Below are 13,533 nucleotides of genomic sequence, written 5' to 3' on the forward strand. Positions count from 1 at the left end.
GTATTGATAATTGACAATTTATACCAATTCTAAATAAGAATAAAATCTTTTGATTGATTCTGAATAATTTACATTTGTATTGTCTAAATTTCATAATATAATTACCCTATGAAAACCATTTCTTTTACCCTTATTTTAGCCTGTTCCGTTTTTTATTGCCACGGACAACAAGGCAATATCAACATTCAACAAGACGAAAAAATCACAGACCTACTGGGAATCTACAAATCCGTTAACGAAAGCAGCAGCCATTATAGAATACAAGTTGGATTTGGCTCTTTTCAGGAGGCAGAGACCCTGAAGGCAAATGTAGATAAGGATTTCCCGGGTTGGCCCACAAAAATAGATTTTGAATCCCCTAGCTACAGGGTGAGAATAGGGAGGTTTAAGACCCAATTGGAAGGAGAGCGAAAGCTCATTGAAGTAAGGCAAAAATATCCGAGCGCCATGCTCCTAAAACCAGAAAAAACGACCAATTAGGTCGTTTTTTCTACATTTTTATTTAAGGATTGAACCGACTATTTTAATTTCTTCTTAACGGCCACTTCCTGGAATGCTTCCACAATATCCAATTCCTGAATATCATTATAATTTTTAACCTGCAATCCACAGTCATATCCTTTGGACACTTCTTTAACATCGTCCTTAAACCTCTTAAGCGAGGATAATTCACCTGTATAGATAACCACACCGTCCCTAATCAATCTAATACTGGAATTTCTAAAGATCTTACCACTGGTTACCATACAACCTGCAATGGTTCCCACTTTGGATATTTTAAAGGTTTCACGGATTTCCGCGGTCCCCGTAATCTCTTCTTTCATTTCAGGAGACAACATACCCTCCATAGCATCTTTAAGATCATTGATGGCATCATAAATAATAGAATACATCCTAATATCTATTTCCTCTTTTTCCGCTACCTGTCTGGCATTGCCCATTGGCCTTACATTAAACCCTATGATAACGGCATCTGAGGCAGAAGCCAACAATACGTCCGATTCCGTAATTGGACCAACTGCTTTATGGATGATGTTCACCTGTATCTCGTCTGTAGATAATTTCTGGAACGAATCCGTCAAGGCCTCCACAGAACCATCCACATCCCCTTTAAGGATTATGTTCAATTCTTTAAAGTCGCCCAACGCAATACGTCGTCCAATCTCATCCAATGTAATATGTCTTTGCGTCCTAACCGATTGCTCACGCAACAATTGAGATCTCTTGGTAGCAATTTGCCTAGCTTCGCGCTCATCTTCCAGAACGTTGAACTTATCCCCTGCCTGAGGGGCCCCATCCAATCCCAAAATGGATATTGGTCTTGAAGGTCCAACTTCCTTAATACTATTACCACGTTCATCGTGCATTGCCTTTACCTTACCACTGCAGGTTCCGGCCAAGACATAATCACCTATCTTTAAAGTACCGGCCTGTACAAGTATTGTGGAAACATAACCCCTTCCCTTATCCAAAAAGGCTTCCACTACTGTACCCGAAGCCAACTTATTGGGATTGGCCTTCAATTCCAAAAGTTCCGCTTCCAAAAGTACTTTTTCCAACAATTCCTTAACCCCTAGCCCTGTTTTGGCCGAAATATCATGTGACTGAATTTTTCCGCCCCAATCTTCCACCAAAAGGTTCATTTGCGCCAGACCATCCTTAATCTTTTCTGGATTCGCGGTAGGCTTATCAATTTTGTTGATAGCAAAAATTATGGGAACCCCTGCCGCCTGTGCATGGCTTATGGCTTCCTTGGTCTGTGGCATAATATCATCATCCGCTGCCACTACAATAATAGCTATATCCGTAACTTGGGCCCCACGGGCACGCATTGCCGTAAATGCCTCGTGACCAGGTGTATCCAGGAAGGATATCATTTGACCATTTTCCAAAGTCACCCCGTAAGCACCAATGTGCTGGGTAATTCCTCCACTCTCCCCGGCTATAACATTTTCCTTTCTTATGTAATCCAGCAATGAAGTCTTACCGTGATCCACATGCCCCATTACGGTAACAATTGGAGCTCTTGGCTGCAAGTCTTCTGGCGAATCCACTTCTTCAACAATACTTTCCTCCAAATCGGCGGTCACAAATTCTACCTCATAACCAAATTCATCTGCCACAATGGACAAAGTTTCTGCATCCAGTCGCTGGTTCATGGTAACCATGATACCTAGGGACATACAGGCAGAAATAATCTTAGTGGTCGGAACATCCATCATTGTCGCTACCTCACTGGCAGTAACAAATTCCGTAACCTTAAGAATTTTACTTTCCAGTTCCTGTTGTTCCAGGTCCTTTTCGGTTTGTTGACGGTGCTGATCCCGCTTATCCCGTCTATACTTGGCACCTTTTCCCTTTTTGGATTTACCTTGAAGTTTCTCCAAGGTTTCCCTTACCTGCTTTTGTACATCTTCCTCGGTAGGCTCTACCTTGGCATTTGATACAAATCGCTGTCCCGGAGCCCTCCTTACAACCGGCCCCCTTCCTTTGGCTGGAGGCCTGCTCGTAGAGTCCGTACCAGGTTTGGAAACTATTCGTTTCCTCCTCTTTTTCTTGTCGGACGCATCACCAGGCTTTGGTGCTTCTTTTTTCTTTTTAGGCTTTTCAAATTTAGTGAGGTCTATTTTGTCCCCCATAATTTTTGGCCCACTGAGTTTCTGATACTTTGTAGCAATCACCTCATTTTCCGCCGAAGCATCCTGTTCCTCAGGAGCCTCTTCCTTCTTCTCTTCCTTTATTGGCTTAACCTCTTCCGGCTTAACGGTTTCGAGCTTTGGAGCCACTTCTTCCGTCTTGGCCTCAGCGGCTTCCACTTTCTCTGGAACTTCTTTCTTCGGAACTTCGATTTTCGGCTCTTCCTTGACTACTTTTTCTGGGATCTTTTCCTCTATTTTTTCAGCAGCTTTTTCAGGTTTTTTTTCTGGAACCGCTTCTTCGGATTTAACAGGCTCAACAGGTGCCGGCTTTTTGCCCGCGTCCAAATCTATCTTACCTACAGTTTTGGGACCGGTAAGCTCTACCCGACCTTTGATAACGTTATCTTTCTCGGCCCTTTTTTCCCTTGCAAGCTTTTTCTCTTCCTGCTCTTGCTCCAGTTGTAATCGTATAGCTTCTTTTTCCTTCCTCTTTTCTTCACCCACCTCTTTGGACGCAACTTTCTTGCTCATGTCCGTTTGGAACTCGTCCAATAGAACTTGATACACCTCATTGGATATTTTAGTGGTAGGCCGTGCATCTATATCGTGCCCTTTGGACCCGAGATAGTCTACCGCACGGTCCAATGAAATATTAAGTTCTCTTAGGACTTTATTAAGCCTTATCGTTGCATTATCCGCCATAAAAAAAAATTCCTATTCTTGTAATTTACTGCTAATATATAGTTTAATCTTCTAATTCTTCCTTAAGAATTCGCACAACTTCCAAAATTGTTTCCTCTTCCAAATCGGTTCTTTTTACCAAATCGTCCACATCCTGTTCCAAAACGCTTCTAGCGGTATCCATACCAATTTTCTTAAATTCCTCAATGACCCATGCTTCAATTTCATCGGAGAACTCGGTAAGCTCTACATCTTCTTCCACACCTTCACGGAACACATCGATCTCATAACCAGTTAATTGTCCTGCCAACCGAATGTTATGCCCCCCTCTACCAATGGCCTTGGAAACTTCTTCTGGCCTAAGATATACCTGAGCGGTCATTTTTTCGTCGTTCAATTTCACCGAAGATACCCTGGCAGGGCTCAGTGCCCTTGTAACCAATAACTGTGGATTACTGGTCCAGTTTATCACATCTATATTTTCATTGCCCAATTCACGTACAATTCCATGGATCCTGGATCCTTTCATCCCCACACAGGCACCCACCGGATCAATACGATCATCATAGGAGTCCACTGCTACCTTGGCCTTTTCCCCGGGTATTCTTACCGCCTTCTTGATGGTTATTAAACCATCGAAAACTTCTGGAATTTCCTGAAAGAACAATTGCTCCAAAAACAAGGGAGAGCTTCTACTCATTATTATGGTAGGTTTATTGCCCTTAAGCTCAACACTCTCTATTATTCCACGTACATTATCTCCCTTCCTGAAAAAATCAGACGGAATCTGTTTGTCTTTAGGCAAAATAATCTCATTTCCCTCATCGTCCAAAAGAATAATGGCCTTGTGTCTAATATGATGTACCTCTGCCGTATAAATCTCACCTTCAAGATCCTTAAATTGTTTGTAGATGGTAGTGTTGTCGTGCTCGTGGATCTTGGAAATTAGATTTTGCCTTAAGGCCAAAATGGCCCTTCTACCAAGATCTATCAATTTAACTTCCTCGGACACATCTTCCCCTACCTCAAAATCCGGTTCAATTTTCCTGGCTTCAGAAAGCGATATTTCTTCATTTGGATCCTCCACTTCCCCGTCTTCAACCACCACTCGGTTTCTCCAAATCTCCAAATCCCCTTTATCAGGGTTTATAATGATATCGAAATTGTCATCGGAACCAAACTTCTTCTTTAACGCATTCCTAAAAACATCCTCCAAAATCGCCATTAGCGTTACCCTATCTATGAATTTATCATCTTTAAATTCCGAAAAAGATTCGATTAGCGCAATATTTTCCATTTTTGAACTACAATTAAAATTTTAATACAACTTTAGCTTCCTTAATATCAGAAATTGCAATTTGCTGCTTTTTCTGAACCGTAATTTTCCCTTTTCCTATGGGTTTGGGTTCCCTATCTTTCCACTCCAGGGTAATACTATCCCCAGATGCCTCTGTTAACTTACCTTCAAATTCCCCATCCTGGGTTTTAACTTCAAGCTTTCTTCCTATGTTCTTTACATACTGTCTGGGCAACTTTATCGGAGAGGCTGCTCCCGCAGAAGCCACTTCCAAGGAAAAGTCCTCTTCTTCCCTGTCCAAATTATGTTCTATGGCCCTACTTACATTCATGCAATCCTGCAAGGTAACACCTTGGTCACCGTCCAAGGTTATCTTTATTTTATTATCTGCCGATATTGAAAAATCCAATAAAAAAAGTGATTGATTTTCCTTTAACGCATCCTCTAAAAGTGCAGTAACTTTATCCTTCAACATATACTTCGGTTCAATTAAACACCTGCTCCAAATCTGAAGTCGGTTCGCCTCAGAATATAACATAAAGCCGTTTCTTACCGTGCCATTTAACTAAAGTATAGTAATAAAAGAGGGGACAAAATGTCCCCTCATGAATACTTTATATTCTTTCAGCACCGCAAATATACATAATTTTTGGATTCCACAATAATCTTACGTTATTTATTGTTTAAAAGACAATTTACAATACCGGTCCAATACCAGGGATCAAGGATCAATCCCAAAAGTTGTGTGTGAATTAGAAAAAGAAATAATCTACTATCTCATTTTTGTGTCTTATTCATTTTTTTGCATCGCCCAAAAAACGAACCAAAAAACGCTAGGCTGATTTTAAATTTCTTTAAATCTACGCACTTTCCACGGCCCCGGCGTCCAGGCCGCTTTCACTATGGTGAAATGCTCTATGGACGCCTTCCACCTTCCAATGCGAAAACCACTTGATTTAAGACGAAATTGAAAATAGGCCGGTCCTTTCGTTTCGTCAACCTTCATGTGGGGATAAGTCATTTTCCGTTATTAAAAACCTTTGGCATTGCCCTCAAGGTCTATGGTTTAGTCGTTCTTCTTCCGTCGTGGAGATGGCATGGCCGTTAAGAATTATTGAAGCCTTGGAGATAATTTAATCATTGGTTTTACTAAATTGCTCCTATTAATAAAAACTATTTATCAAAAAAAAACACGACTGATCAAATTAGTCCTTTTTTTTCATAAACACAAAAATTGTTCCTGATCCAATACCAGTTCCATTTATTCGACATATTCATCCAAAACAAAAATCCCAATACGTTTGCATTGGGATTTTACTTCTAAACTTTAAGTTGGCCTACTAGGACTCGAACTTTTACACTTTTAAACCAATATATTCCTATATGACTAATAACCTGATAGTTATATGAATACAAAAATCAAATAAGACCATAAAAAACCAAGTAAAACCATCATTTGTTGTACCTATGTTGTACCTAGATTTTGTATCTTTACTATATACGCGAGAGAAACATGGCAACTATCAATACGATATTAAGAAAAAAAAGCAACAAAAAAGGACTTTTACCCATAGCAGTGCGCGTCACCAAAGATAGAAAATCAACTTTTCTATACACAGGTCAATATCTTGATCCCAAATTTTGGGATGAGATAAAACAGAAAGTCAAAAAATCGCACCCCAATTCGGCACGTTTAAATAACTTAATTGCGATTAAGCAGGCAGAGGCCAATGCTATTTTATTAGATACCGCGGCAAAGGATGGTGACCATTTTTCTGTTCAAGAACTGAAATCGCAATTGACGACAACGCTAACTGGACATTCTTTTTTTGAATACGCCGAAAAACACTTTAAGCAGTTAAAGGAAAGCAAAAAACTTTCGCGAATCGATAGTGAACGCCCATTACTTAAGCACATTAAAGATTATATGGGTGGCAGAACCTTGAATTTTGACCAGATTACTGTACCGTTTTTGAGGGGGCTTGATAGTTATCTTAGAACACGTGGCACACTTGGAGACAGAAGTATTGCCAATATTCTTATGTTCATCCGGACTCTATACAATAGGGCAATACAAGAAAAATTGGCAAAGAAAGAGTCCTATCCGTTTGGGAATGAAAAGGGCAAGATTAGAATCAAAATTCCTCAATCTGTTAAAATTGGGCTAACAAAGGAAGAAATCACCCGTATCGAAAATCTGGACCTAACCGAACATGGACCACAAAATCATGCACGAAATGTTTGGTTGTTTAGCTTTTATTTGGCGGGAATGCGGATTGCAGATGTCTTAAAAATTCGGTGGAGCGATATTCATGAGGAACGACTTTATTATCGAATGAACAAAAACAGCAAAACAATCTCATTGAAGATATCGGCTAAACTCCAAAATATTATCGATCAATATGCTGACCTTGACCCTGGAACGAAAGAGTATATCTTTCCCGAATTAAGAGGTATTGACCATAACAATGCGGACCGTATGTTGAGAAGCACAAAAAATGCCACCTTAAAATTCAATAAACATTTAAAGAAAATAACTGTAAAGGCCGGAATCAGCAAAAAAATAACCATGCACATTGCCCGTCATTCGTTTGGCAATATTGCAGGAGATAAGATTCATCCATTGATGTTACAAAAGCTATATCGACATAGCGATTTAAAAACAACTATAAACTACCAAGCTAATTTCATACATAAGGAAGCTGACGAGGCTTTAGATGCGGTTATCAACTTTTAATTTTTTACTTATCTATCCGAACTTTTTCCGGCTTTAAAGAACCAAAGTAATCTCCAGTTCTTTCAAACCATCATTATACCGTCGTATTGGTAGTATTGAATTATAGAAACCAAAAAAATATTTACTCCCCCTATCCACTATAAAGCACTCATAGGATGCCAGATAATATAACCCAACACTTTTACAAAACACTAAATCGACATCCCCCTACCCTTGTACTTTGACCAATCCGTGAATTCATCCTTGAACCCGTTATAGACATCTTCTTGCCCTTTGCCCCTATTGCCCAACAATGAACTTATGGCATAGACGCCTTTCCGCAATAAGCGGTTCTGTTGGATATTTGATTGTCTTTTGATCGCTTCGCCTACACTTTTTCGAAGCCCGTTGTCCATGTGGTGCTGCACCATCTCCGGATGCAGGTTGGGGTAGCTTTTTTCATATGTAAGCATAAAGGCCACCTTGTCGTACCTGCCCCTTTCCATTAGATGACCCGCCCATAGGTTCTTCAGATGGTCCCTGCCGTCTTTAACAAGTCCGTCGATTATGGACTGTTGGTCCTTTAATGTTTTAGACAGATCGGGAATGGAATTCAGATAACTGCCCGTCCTTATAGAGAGCGTGCAACCTGTTCCTTTCTTCGCATAAATGGATTTGACCTCGAATCCCTTTTCCGTTCTGGTAAAATGGAACCCTTTGGCGTTGAAAAATGCAATGTAGTCCTTTGGGGATTTTTCATACGGGGCGTGCATCCGTTCGGCATATTTCACATAGGAACCCAAGGCGACACTTTCATATTGCTTTTGGTATACAGGATCCATTTTTTCATAAAGCTTTGGAAAGATCATGGGCAGGAAAAAAGCGGATGCCGCCAGCTTCGGGCCGTTCTCCGAATTCTTTTCGGCCAATAGTTCCAGCACCGAATGATTTTGACGTACGAATCCTGTGGATACATATTCCTCCATGGTCTTGGGGAAAGGTAAATTTCCCAAACGGACTGGGACCGTATGCCTGTTCGAATTGGCAAAGGACAACTGGTTGTCGTGATACTTTACCCCCAAAGCCTGGAACAATAGCCGGACGCTTCCCTTTTCCATCCCGACATCGAATATGCCCTTTTCCAACACCTTGCCGATAAGGTTGAACTTACCTTTTAAGGTTTCCATTTCCTTCTTGGTCTCCAATTGGAACAATCCATCCCTGACCGTTGGGAATTCCCGTTCAAGAGCTTCCCTCAACAATTCTTTTTGATTACCTGGTAAATGGCGTTCAAGGAAAATGTAGCTTTTTGAGGTTGCTATATATGGAAGGATATCCGATAAGCTTTTGGTCATGATGTTTTCCGAGAGCAATCCGTTCCTTTCTGGGGATTTAATATGGGATGTTCGGAATGCCTCCTTTATCAGTTTTTGGATCTCTATTGCGAACTGCTTGCTGTCGGTATCGATTTCCGTGGGTCCGTCGCCGTTTCCAAAAATATCCACTTGATTCTCTATTCGGATATTTTGGCCCAGTTCTCTTTCGGTGAAAACATATCCCGATCTGTCATGGATGGTATATCCCTTGATGGCATCCCCTTTTTTGTCCAGTTTGATATCGATGTCCTGATATTCCTTGAGCACTGCTGCCAGTTCCTTAGGCCGAATTGTTTTGAAAAGTCCATAGGTAGTTTCTATTTGTTTCAACAAACGCTTGCGGTGCATCGGAAGTAGCTTCGACTTTGAATTGGCCTCGAAGACCTTCTGCAGTTTCGGGCCGCTCAAGCTTCGGTGTACGGTGGAGCCGTTGATGAACCGGGTCCTATAGCCCTTTTGGTTGTCCAGGCCATAGGCCACCCCTATCCTTCCCGATATGTTTTTTGTTTGCCTTACCTGTATGTGATAGGGCTTTACGAGTTTGGCCAGTTCCCCAAAACTCCGCACTTTGTGTTTTTGCAGGATGCCGTTGAGCACATCCTGCAAATAGAACTTCGTCCCATGGGCAGGGTCCTTGCCGAATTGTAGTTCTGGCGACCTGAGGATCGGTAGTTCCCTCTGCTGTTTGGTACGTGGCGAGGGCGATAGGTTAAACTTTTTTTCAAGGTACCTTTGGGTGGCCACGTTCCTTCTGTAACTATTGAAAATTCCGAGGACCTTTCCATCATTGTCCACATTGGTTGTAATGATATGGACATGCTCGTGCCCGGTATCGGTGTGCCTTACCATTGCATAGGGCTGTCCACCATAGCCCATTTGCGCCATGTATTCCCGTGATACTGCTTGGAAAGTCCAGTCATCCAGGTGTTCCCCCAGGGGAAGGTTCAGGGTAATATGGACATAGCGGTTCTTGGTGGCATTTCGCTGTCCCTGAAAGTGGAGTACCCTTCCGAAGAATTTTTGCGATATGTCCTGGGAGTACATGTTCCCATAGCCGAGTATGCACATGCCCTCCTTGCCGAAGACATACTTCAGCATTCCCTGACAGCTTTCCCCATATCCTATCCTTCCTATCATCCCAATTGTTCTTCCAATGTGATTTCGATAAGTGCGCCCAGCAGTTCATTGATGCTTCGTACCTCATCCATCAAACCACTGTTGGGACTTCTCTGGTTCTTGAAGTGTGCGAGTTTTACCAATTGGTTGATGTTGCTGCCTACCCTGTTGATATGGTGGGCAAGGTCAAAGGAGTTCGGTAGCCTTTCCTTTTCCTCCGATTCCCGATCCAATACGAGCCTTCTCAAAAAGGGGGCAATTACACCCCTTTCGGAAATATCCAAGTGATAAGATTCGCAGATCCGCCTTAATCTATCATATTCCGTATCGTTGAACCGGAGCATTACGTTATGGTACCGCTTCCTGTTTCCCAATCGTTTCCGTCCTCTTTTCCGTTGTTCCATTTCCTTTGATCTTTAGGTAAACACTTCGTCAGAAGTAGACAATTCTAAGTTACTTAGAATACAACTTGCTATCTTTTTCAAAGATAAATATAATTGATTAATTTGTAATGTAACTATCTTATAATCAATATTTTAACCTCTTAAAACATATGGAACCATATCAATATAAATGGGTACAGACAGAAAATTTATATGGTCCAATATGGGGTTGAAAAAATTAAAGAATAATGGAAATATCCATTTTTTTGTGGGCAGGGGGAAGTAAGGGCAAGGGTTTTTTTTCCCTTGTGCTTTCATGCGCCACGAGGGGGTTGAAAAAGCAAACTTAGAAATATGACCCAAAACTTATGGACGAAGTTGTCCGCCCTAGTGTTTGGAGCTGAAGGTTTTTTAACTTCCGCAGGGGCTTGGGGTTAAATAACGTTATTGACATTGTTAAACAGAAAAATCAATGTCTTTATTGTATTGTTATGGAATTGAAAGTTACACAATCCATATATTTGCCGGCATAAAGGGATTAAAACAATCAGTACTTTAATAATTGCGAACAGGTTCTAAGTGAATGTATACGAACTGATTTCTTAATTTTCCATGTAATCCTGCCAGGTTACCAGTATATACTTTTCCTTACCGTTCTCCCTTTTACCCAAAAATCCGTACTCGTAAACAAAAAGATATACCTCTCCCTTACTGTTTTTCCAATAATGGGTAAAAAATTTAGGGTCAAAACCAAGGTCTAGCAATATTTTGCTCCTTACCACTGCCTTTCCTGCCCTATTATATATTTTTAATATTTTCCTGTTCAACTTTAGCTGATTGTCCACCTTGTCATAAAACCGCACGGGACCTTCCTTCGACCTAGCATATTGATGCGCACTCTTGCAATACTGATCACAATATTTCTTTTCAGTCCTTCCCGTCAGTTCACTCCCACAGTGCGAACATTTCTTTTGAATTCTCATTAGCTTCTATAAATAGTATTGTTATACGTATACTATTCGATTAAGATACGGTTATATCGTTTAGTTTTATCAACTTGAGCTTAAAAATAATTTCATGCACAAGGGAAAGAGCATCACAATGAAGCACCTATTGATTGATGGCAACAAATGTATCGGCCTTCAATTCTCAACAGATCGGGTAATCCAGGCATTGGTGGAAAAGCTTCCAAATTTGGGATGGAGCGAAACGTTCGGTATGCACCATATACCCAACAACAAGAATAACATATCCTTAATTTTCAAGATGTTCAGGGGTGAAGCTTGGATCAATGGCAATTTCTTCTTCGCGGAGCGCGTTCTAAATAACGACAATGCCGATATCGATGTTGAATGGTTCCGGAAAAGAAAGCTTGAGGACGGGTTTAGGCCGTGTCCTGAAGAATATCTCCTCAAATTGGAACTGAAACGATATTCCAATAACACGGTAAAAGCATATGTCAACTGCTTCGAAGCGTTCATTAATTATTATGGCCACCTTAATCCTATAGACATCAATGAAAATGAAATCCGGTCGTATCTTCAAAAATTGGTACAGGAAGGCAAATCATCCTCCTACATAAACCAGGCGATCAATAGCATAAAATTCTTTTATGAAATGGTCCACGGAATGCCCAACCGCTTCTACACCATTGAACGCCCAAGAAAAGAAACACGACTTCCCAAGGTACTTTCCAAGCAAGAGGTCATGGCAGTTATCGAAAACACCAACAATATTAAACACAAATGCATCGTAGCACTTCTATATTCCTCGGGACTTCGACGAAACGAACTATTGAACCTTAAGGTTACGGATATAGACAGCAAGCGCATGATGGTAGGTATAAGACAAGCCAAAGGAAACAAGGACAGGTATACGGTGCTGAGCAACGGATTGTTAGAGGATCTAAAGACCTACTATCGGGAATACCGGCCAAAAGAATTCCTCTTCGAGGGCGCAAATGGAGGTAAGTACAGTTCCACAAGCGTATTGAATATTATTGGGTCGGCAGCAAAAAGGGCAGGAATCAAAAGGAAGGTCTCCCCCCATATGCTAAGGCACAGTTTTGCCACCCATCTGCTGGAAAATGGCACAGATATTCGCCATATTCAATTATTGTTAGGGCATAATTCTACCAAAACAACGGAAATTTACACTCATGTAGCGAATAGGTCCTTTATGAATATCAAAGATTTGTTAACTTAGCCTTACATATAAAAGATATATGATCAATGATCATATTCCTACGTTGAACTAAACCTTCGGTAACCTTTTCAGCTAGATTTCGTAAATTATATGGATTAATCTAAATCTAAAATTTATGTATCAAAAAAAAGTGTGCAATCCTGCACCGAACTGGCAAAAAGTACGGTACCGAACTTCGGGAAGGCCTATCAAAGGTACCGAAGGGCCTATATAGCGGCGGGCTATTCGGAATCTACCTGTAAGAACTACCTTAGGGCCCTGTCCCAGATCAGCCTGCATTATGGCAAAAGCTTCCATCTATTGGACGACGGGCAAATTACCGATTACATGTATGATCTACGGCTGCGCAAAGCAAGCCATTCCTTGATCAAGCTTTTGGTGTACGGCTACCGGTTTCTGTTCCAAGTAATGAAAACCCCGAACCGGAGCATCGAGCTCAAGGGCAACCGTGCCAAGGTCAAAGTCCCTGTTGTACTCAACCAACAAGAGGTCAAAAGTCTGCTGGACCCAGTGCATTGCCCCAATCTAAAACACCGGGTAGCGTTGTCCCTGCTCTATTCCTCTGGCCTAAGGATAAGCGAACTATTGAAGTTGAGGCCGGAGGACATCGATTTCAATGCACATCGGATCCACATAATAGACAGCAAGCACGGGGTTACCCGATATGTGGTATTGTCAAAATTAATGGCAAAGGGCCTAAAGACCTATATAGGCAACTACCATCCGGAAAAATACTTGATCAATGGTCATCAAAGGGCCAAGCCCTATTCCCGCTCATCCGTTACAAAGGTGCTGGCCAGGACACTTGATCGGGCAGGAATCTGCAAGCATGTAACGATCCATAGCCTGCGCCATAGTTTTGCCGTCCATTTCTTGGAACAGGGAGGGAACATATTGCAATTAAAAGAACAACTGGGCCATAGCAGCCTACAGAGCACCCTGATATACCTTAGAGTTGCCAAGGCCGGATATGAAGACCTGAGGAGCCCGCTCGATGTACTTTACCACATCCCTTGAGACCGAAGTACGAGGTGGCGGGGATACTTGGACAATATGGGGACGATTTTTTGGAAGGCCACAAAGTAAGCTACCAAAAGAGAAAGGTAATCAGGGCCATTGT

Annotated in this window: 10 protein-coding genes; 4 read left to right on the plus strand and 6 right to left on the minus strand. The window is 41.4% G+C overall.

Features of this window, described 5'->3' with window-relative positions:
- The first annotated feature begins 108 nt into the window (after positions 1-108).
- Positions 109-480, plus strand: a complete 372-nt coding sequence (locus QSE00_RS18930) for an SPOR domain-containing protein (protein ID WP_110355517.1) — start codon at positions 109-111, stop codon at positions 478-480.
- 38 nt (positions 481-518) lie between these two features.
- Here the strand turns inward: QSE00_RS18930 and infB are convergent, their stop codons facing one another.
- The 3 genes from infB to rimP are packed head-to-tail and all read right to left on the minus strand — an operon-like array spanning position 519 to position 5,092.
- Positions 519-3,341: a translation initiation factor IF-2 gene (gene infB, locus QSE00_RS18935; RefSeq protein ID WP_286107071.1), complete on the minus strand. Its 2,823-nt coding sequence runs from the start codon at positions 3,339-3,341 to the stop codon at positions 519-521.
- A 43-nt stretch (positions 3,342-3,384) separates the two neighbouring features.
- Positions 3,385-4,617 (minus strand): transcription termination factor NusA, encoded by a 1,233-nt coding sequence (gene nusA, locus QSE00_RS18940; protein WP_110355515.1) that lies wholly within the window; start codon positions 4,615-4,617, stop codon positions 3,385-3,387.
- 13 nt (positions 4,618-4,630) lie between these two features.
- Positions 4,631-5,092, minus strand: coding sequence for a ribosome assembly cofactor RimP (rimP, locus tag QSE00_RS18945; protein ID WP_110355514.1), 462 nt, complete (start codon positions 5,090-5,092; stop codon positions 4,631-4,633).
- 1,038 nt (positions 5,093-6,130) lie between these two features.
- On the opposite strand from rimP, the gene QSE00_RS18950 reads away from it, so the two are divergent.
- Complete coding sequence (locus tag QSE00_RS18950; protein WP_093978390.1) at positions 6,131-7,354, plus strand: site-specific integrase; 1,224 nt, start codon at positions 6,131-6,133, stop codon at positions 7,352-7,354.
- A gap of 191 nt (positions 7,355-7,545) precedes the next feature.
- On the opposite strand, the gene QSE00_RS18955 is transcribed toward QSE00_RS18950, so the two are convergent.
- From QSE00_RS18955 to QSE00_RS18965, 3 genes are all read right to left on the minus strand, one after another.
- A complete protein-coding gene (locus tag QSE00_RS18955) occupies positions 7,546-9,846 on the minus strand; it encodes a relaxase/mobilization nuclease domain-containing protein (protein ID WP_286107072.1) in 2,301 nt (766 codons plus the stop codon).
- Entirely contained in the window at positions 9,843-10,229 is a 387-nt protein-coding gene (locus tag QSE00_RS18960; protein WP_157730749.1) for a hypothetical protein, read from the minus strand. The genes QSE00_RS18955 and QSE00_RS18960 overlap by 4 nt, the downstream gene beginning before the upstream one ends.
- Before the next feature lie 581 nt (positions 10,230-10,810).
- Positions 10,811-11,191: a hypothetical protein gene (locus QSE00_RS18965; protein ID WP_286107073.1), complete on the minus strand. Its 381-nt coding sequence runs from the start codon at positions 11,189-11,191 to the stop codon at positions 10,811-10,813.
- Between the two features lie 94 nt (positions 11,192-11,285).
- Between QSE00_RS18965 and xerA the strand changes: the two genes are divergently transcribed.
- Both xerA and QSE00_RS18975 read left to right on the plus strand, forming a co-directional pair.
- Positions 11,286-12,413, plus strand: coding sequence for a site-specific tyrosine recombinase/integron integrase (gene xerA, locus QSE00_RS18970; protein WP_286107074.1), 1,128 nt, complete (start codon positions 11,286-11,288; stop codon positions 12,411-12,413).
- Between the two features lie 132 nt (positions 12,414-12,545).
- The gene (locus QSE00_RS18975) at positions 12,546-13,430 is read left to right on the plus strand and encodes a tyrosine-type recombinase/integrase (protein WP_093978152.1); all 885 of its coding nucleotides are present in this window, start codon (positions 12,546-12,548) and stop codon (positions 13,428-13,430) included.
- The last annotated feature ends 103 nt before the right edge of the window (positions 13,431-13,533 follow it).

Source organism: Arenibacter flavimaris (genome assembly GCF_030291335.1).
Taxonomy (GTDB): domain Bacteria; phylum Bacteroidota; class Bacteroidia; order Flavobacteriales; family Flavobacteriaceae; genus Arenibacter.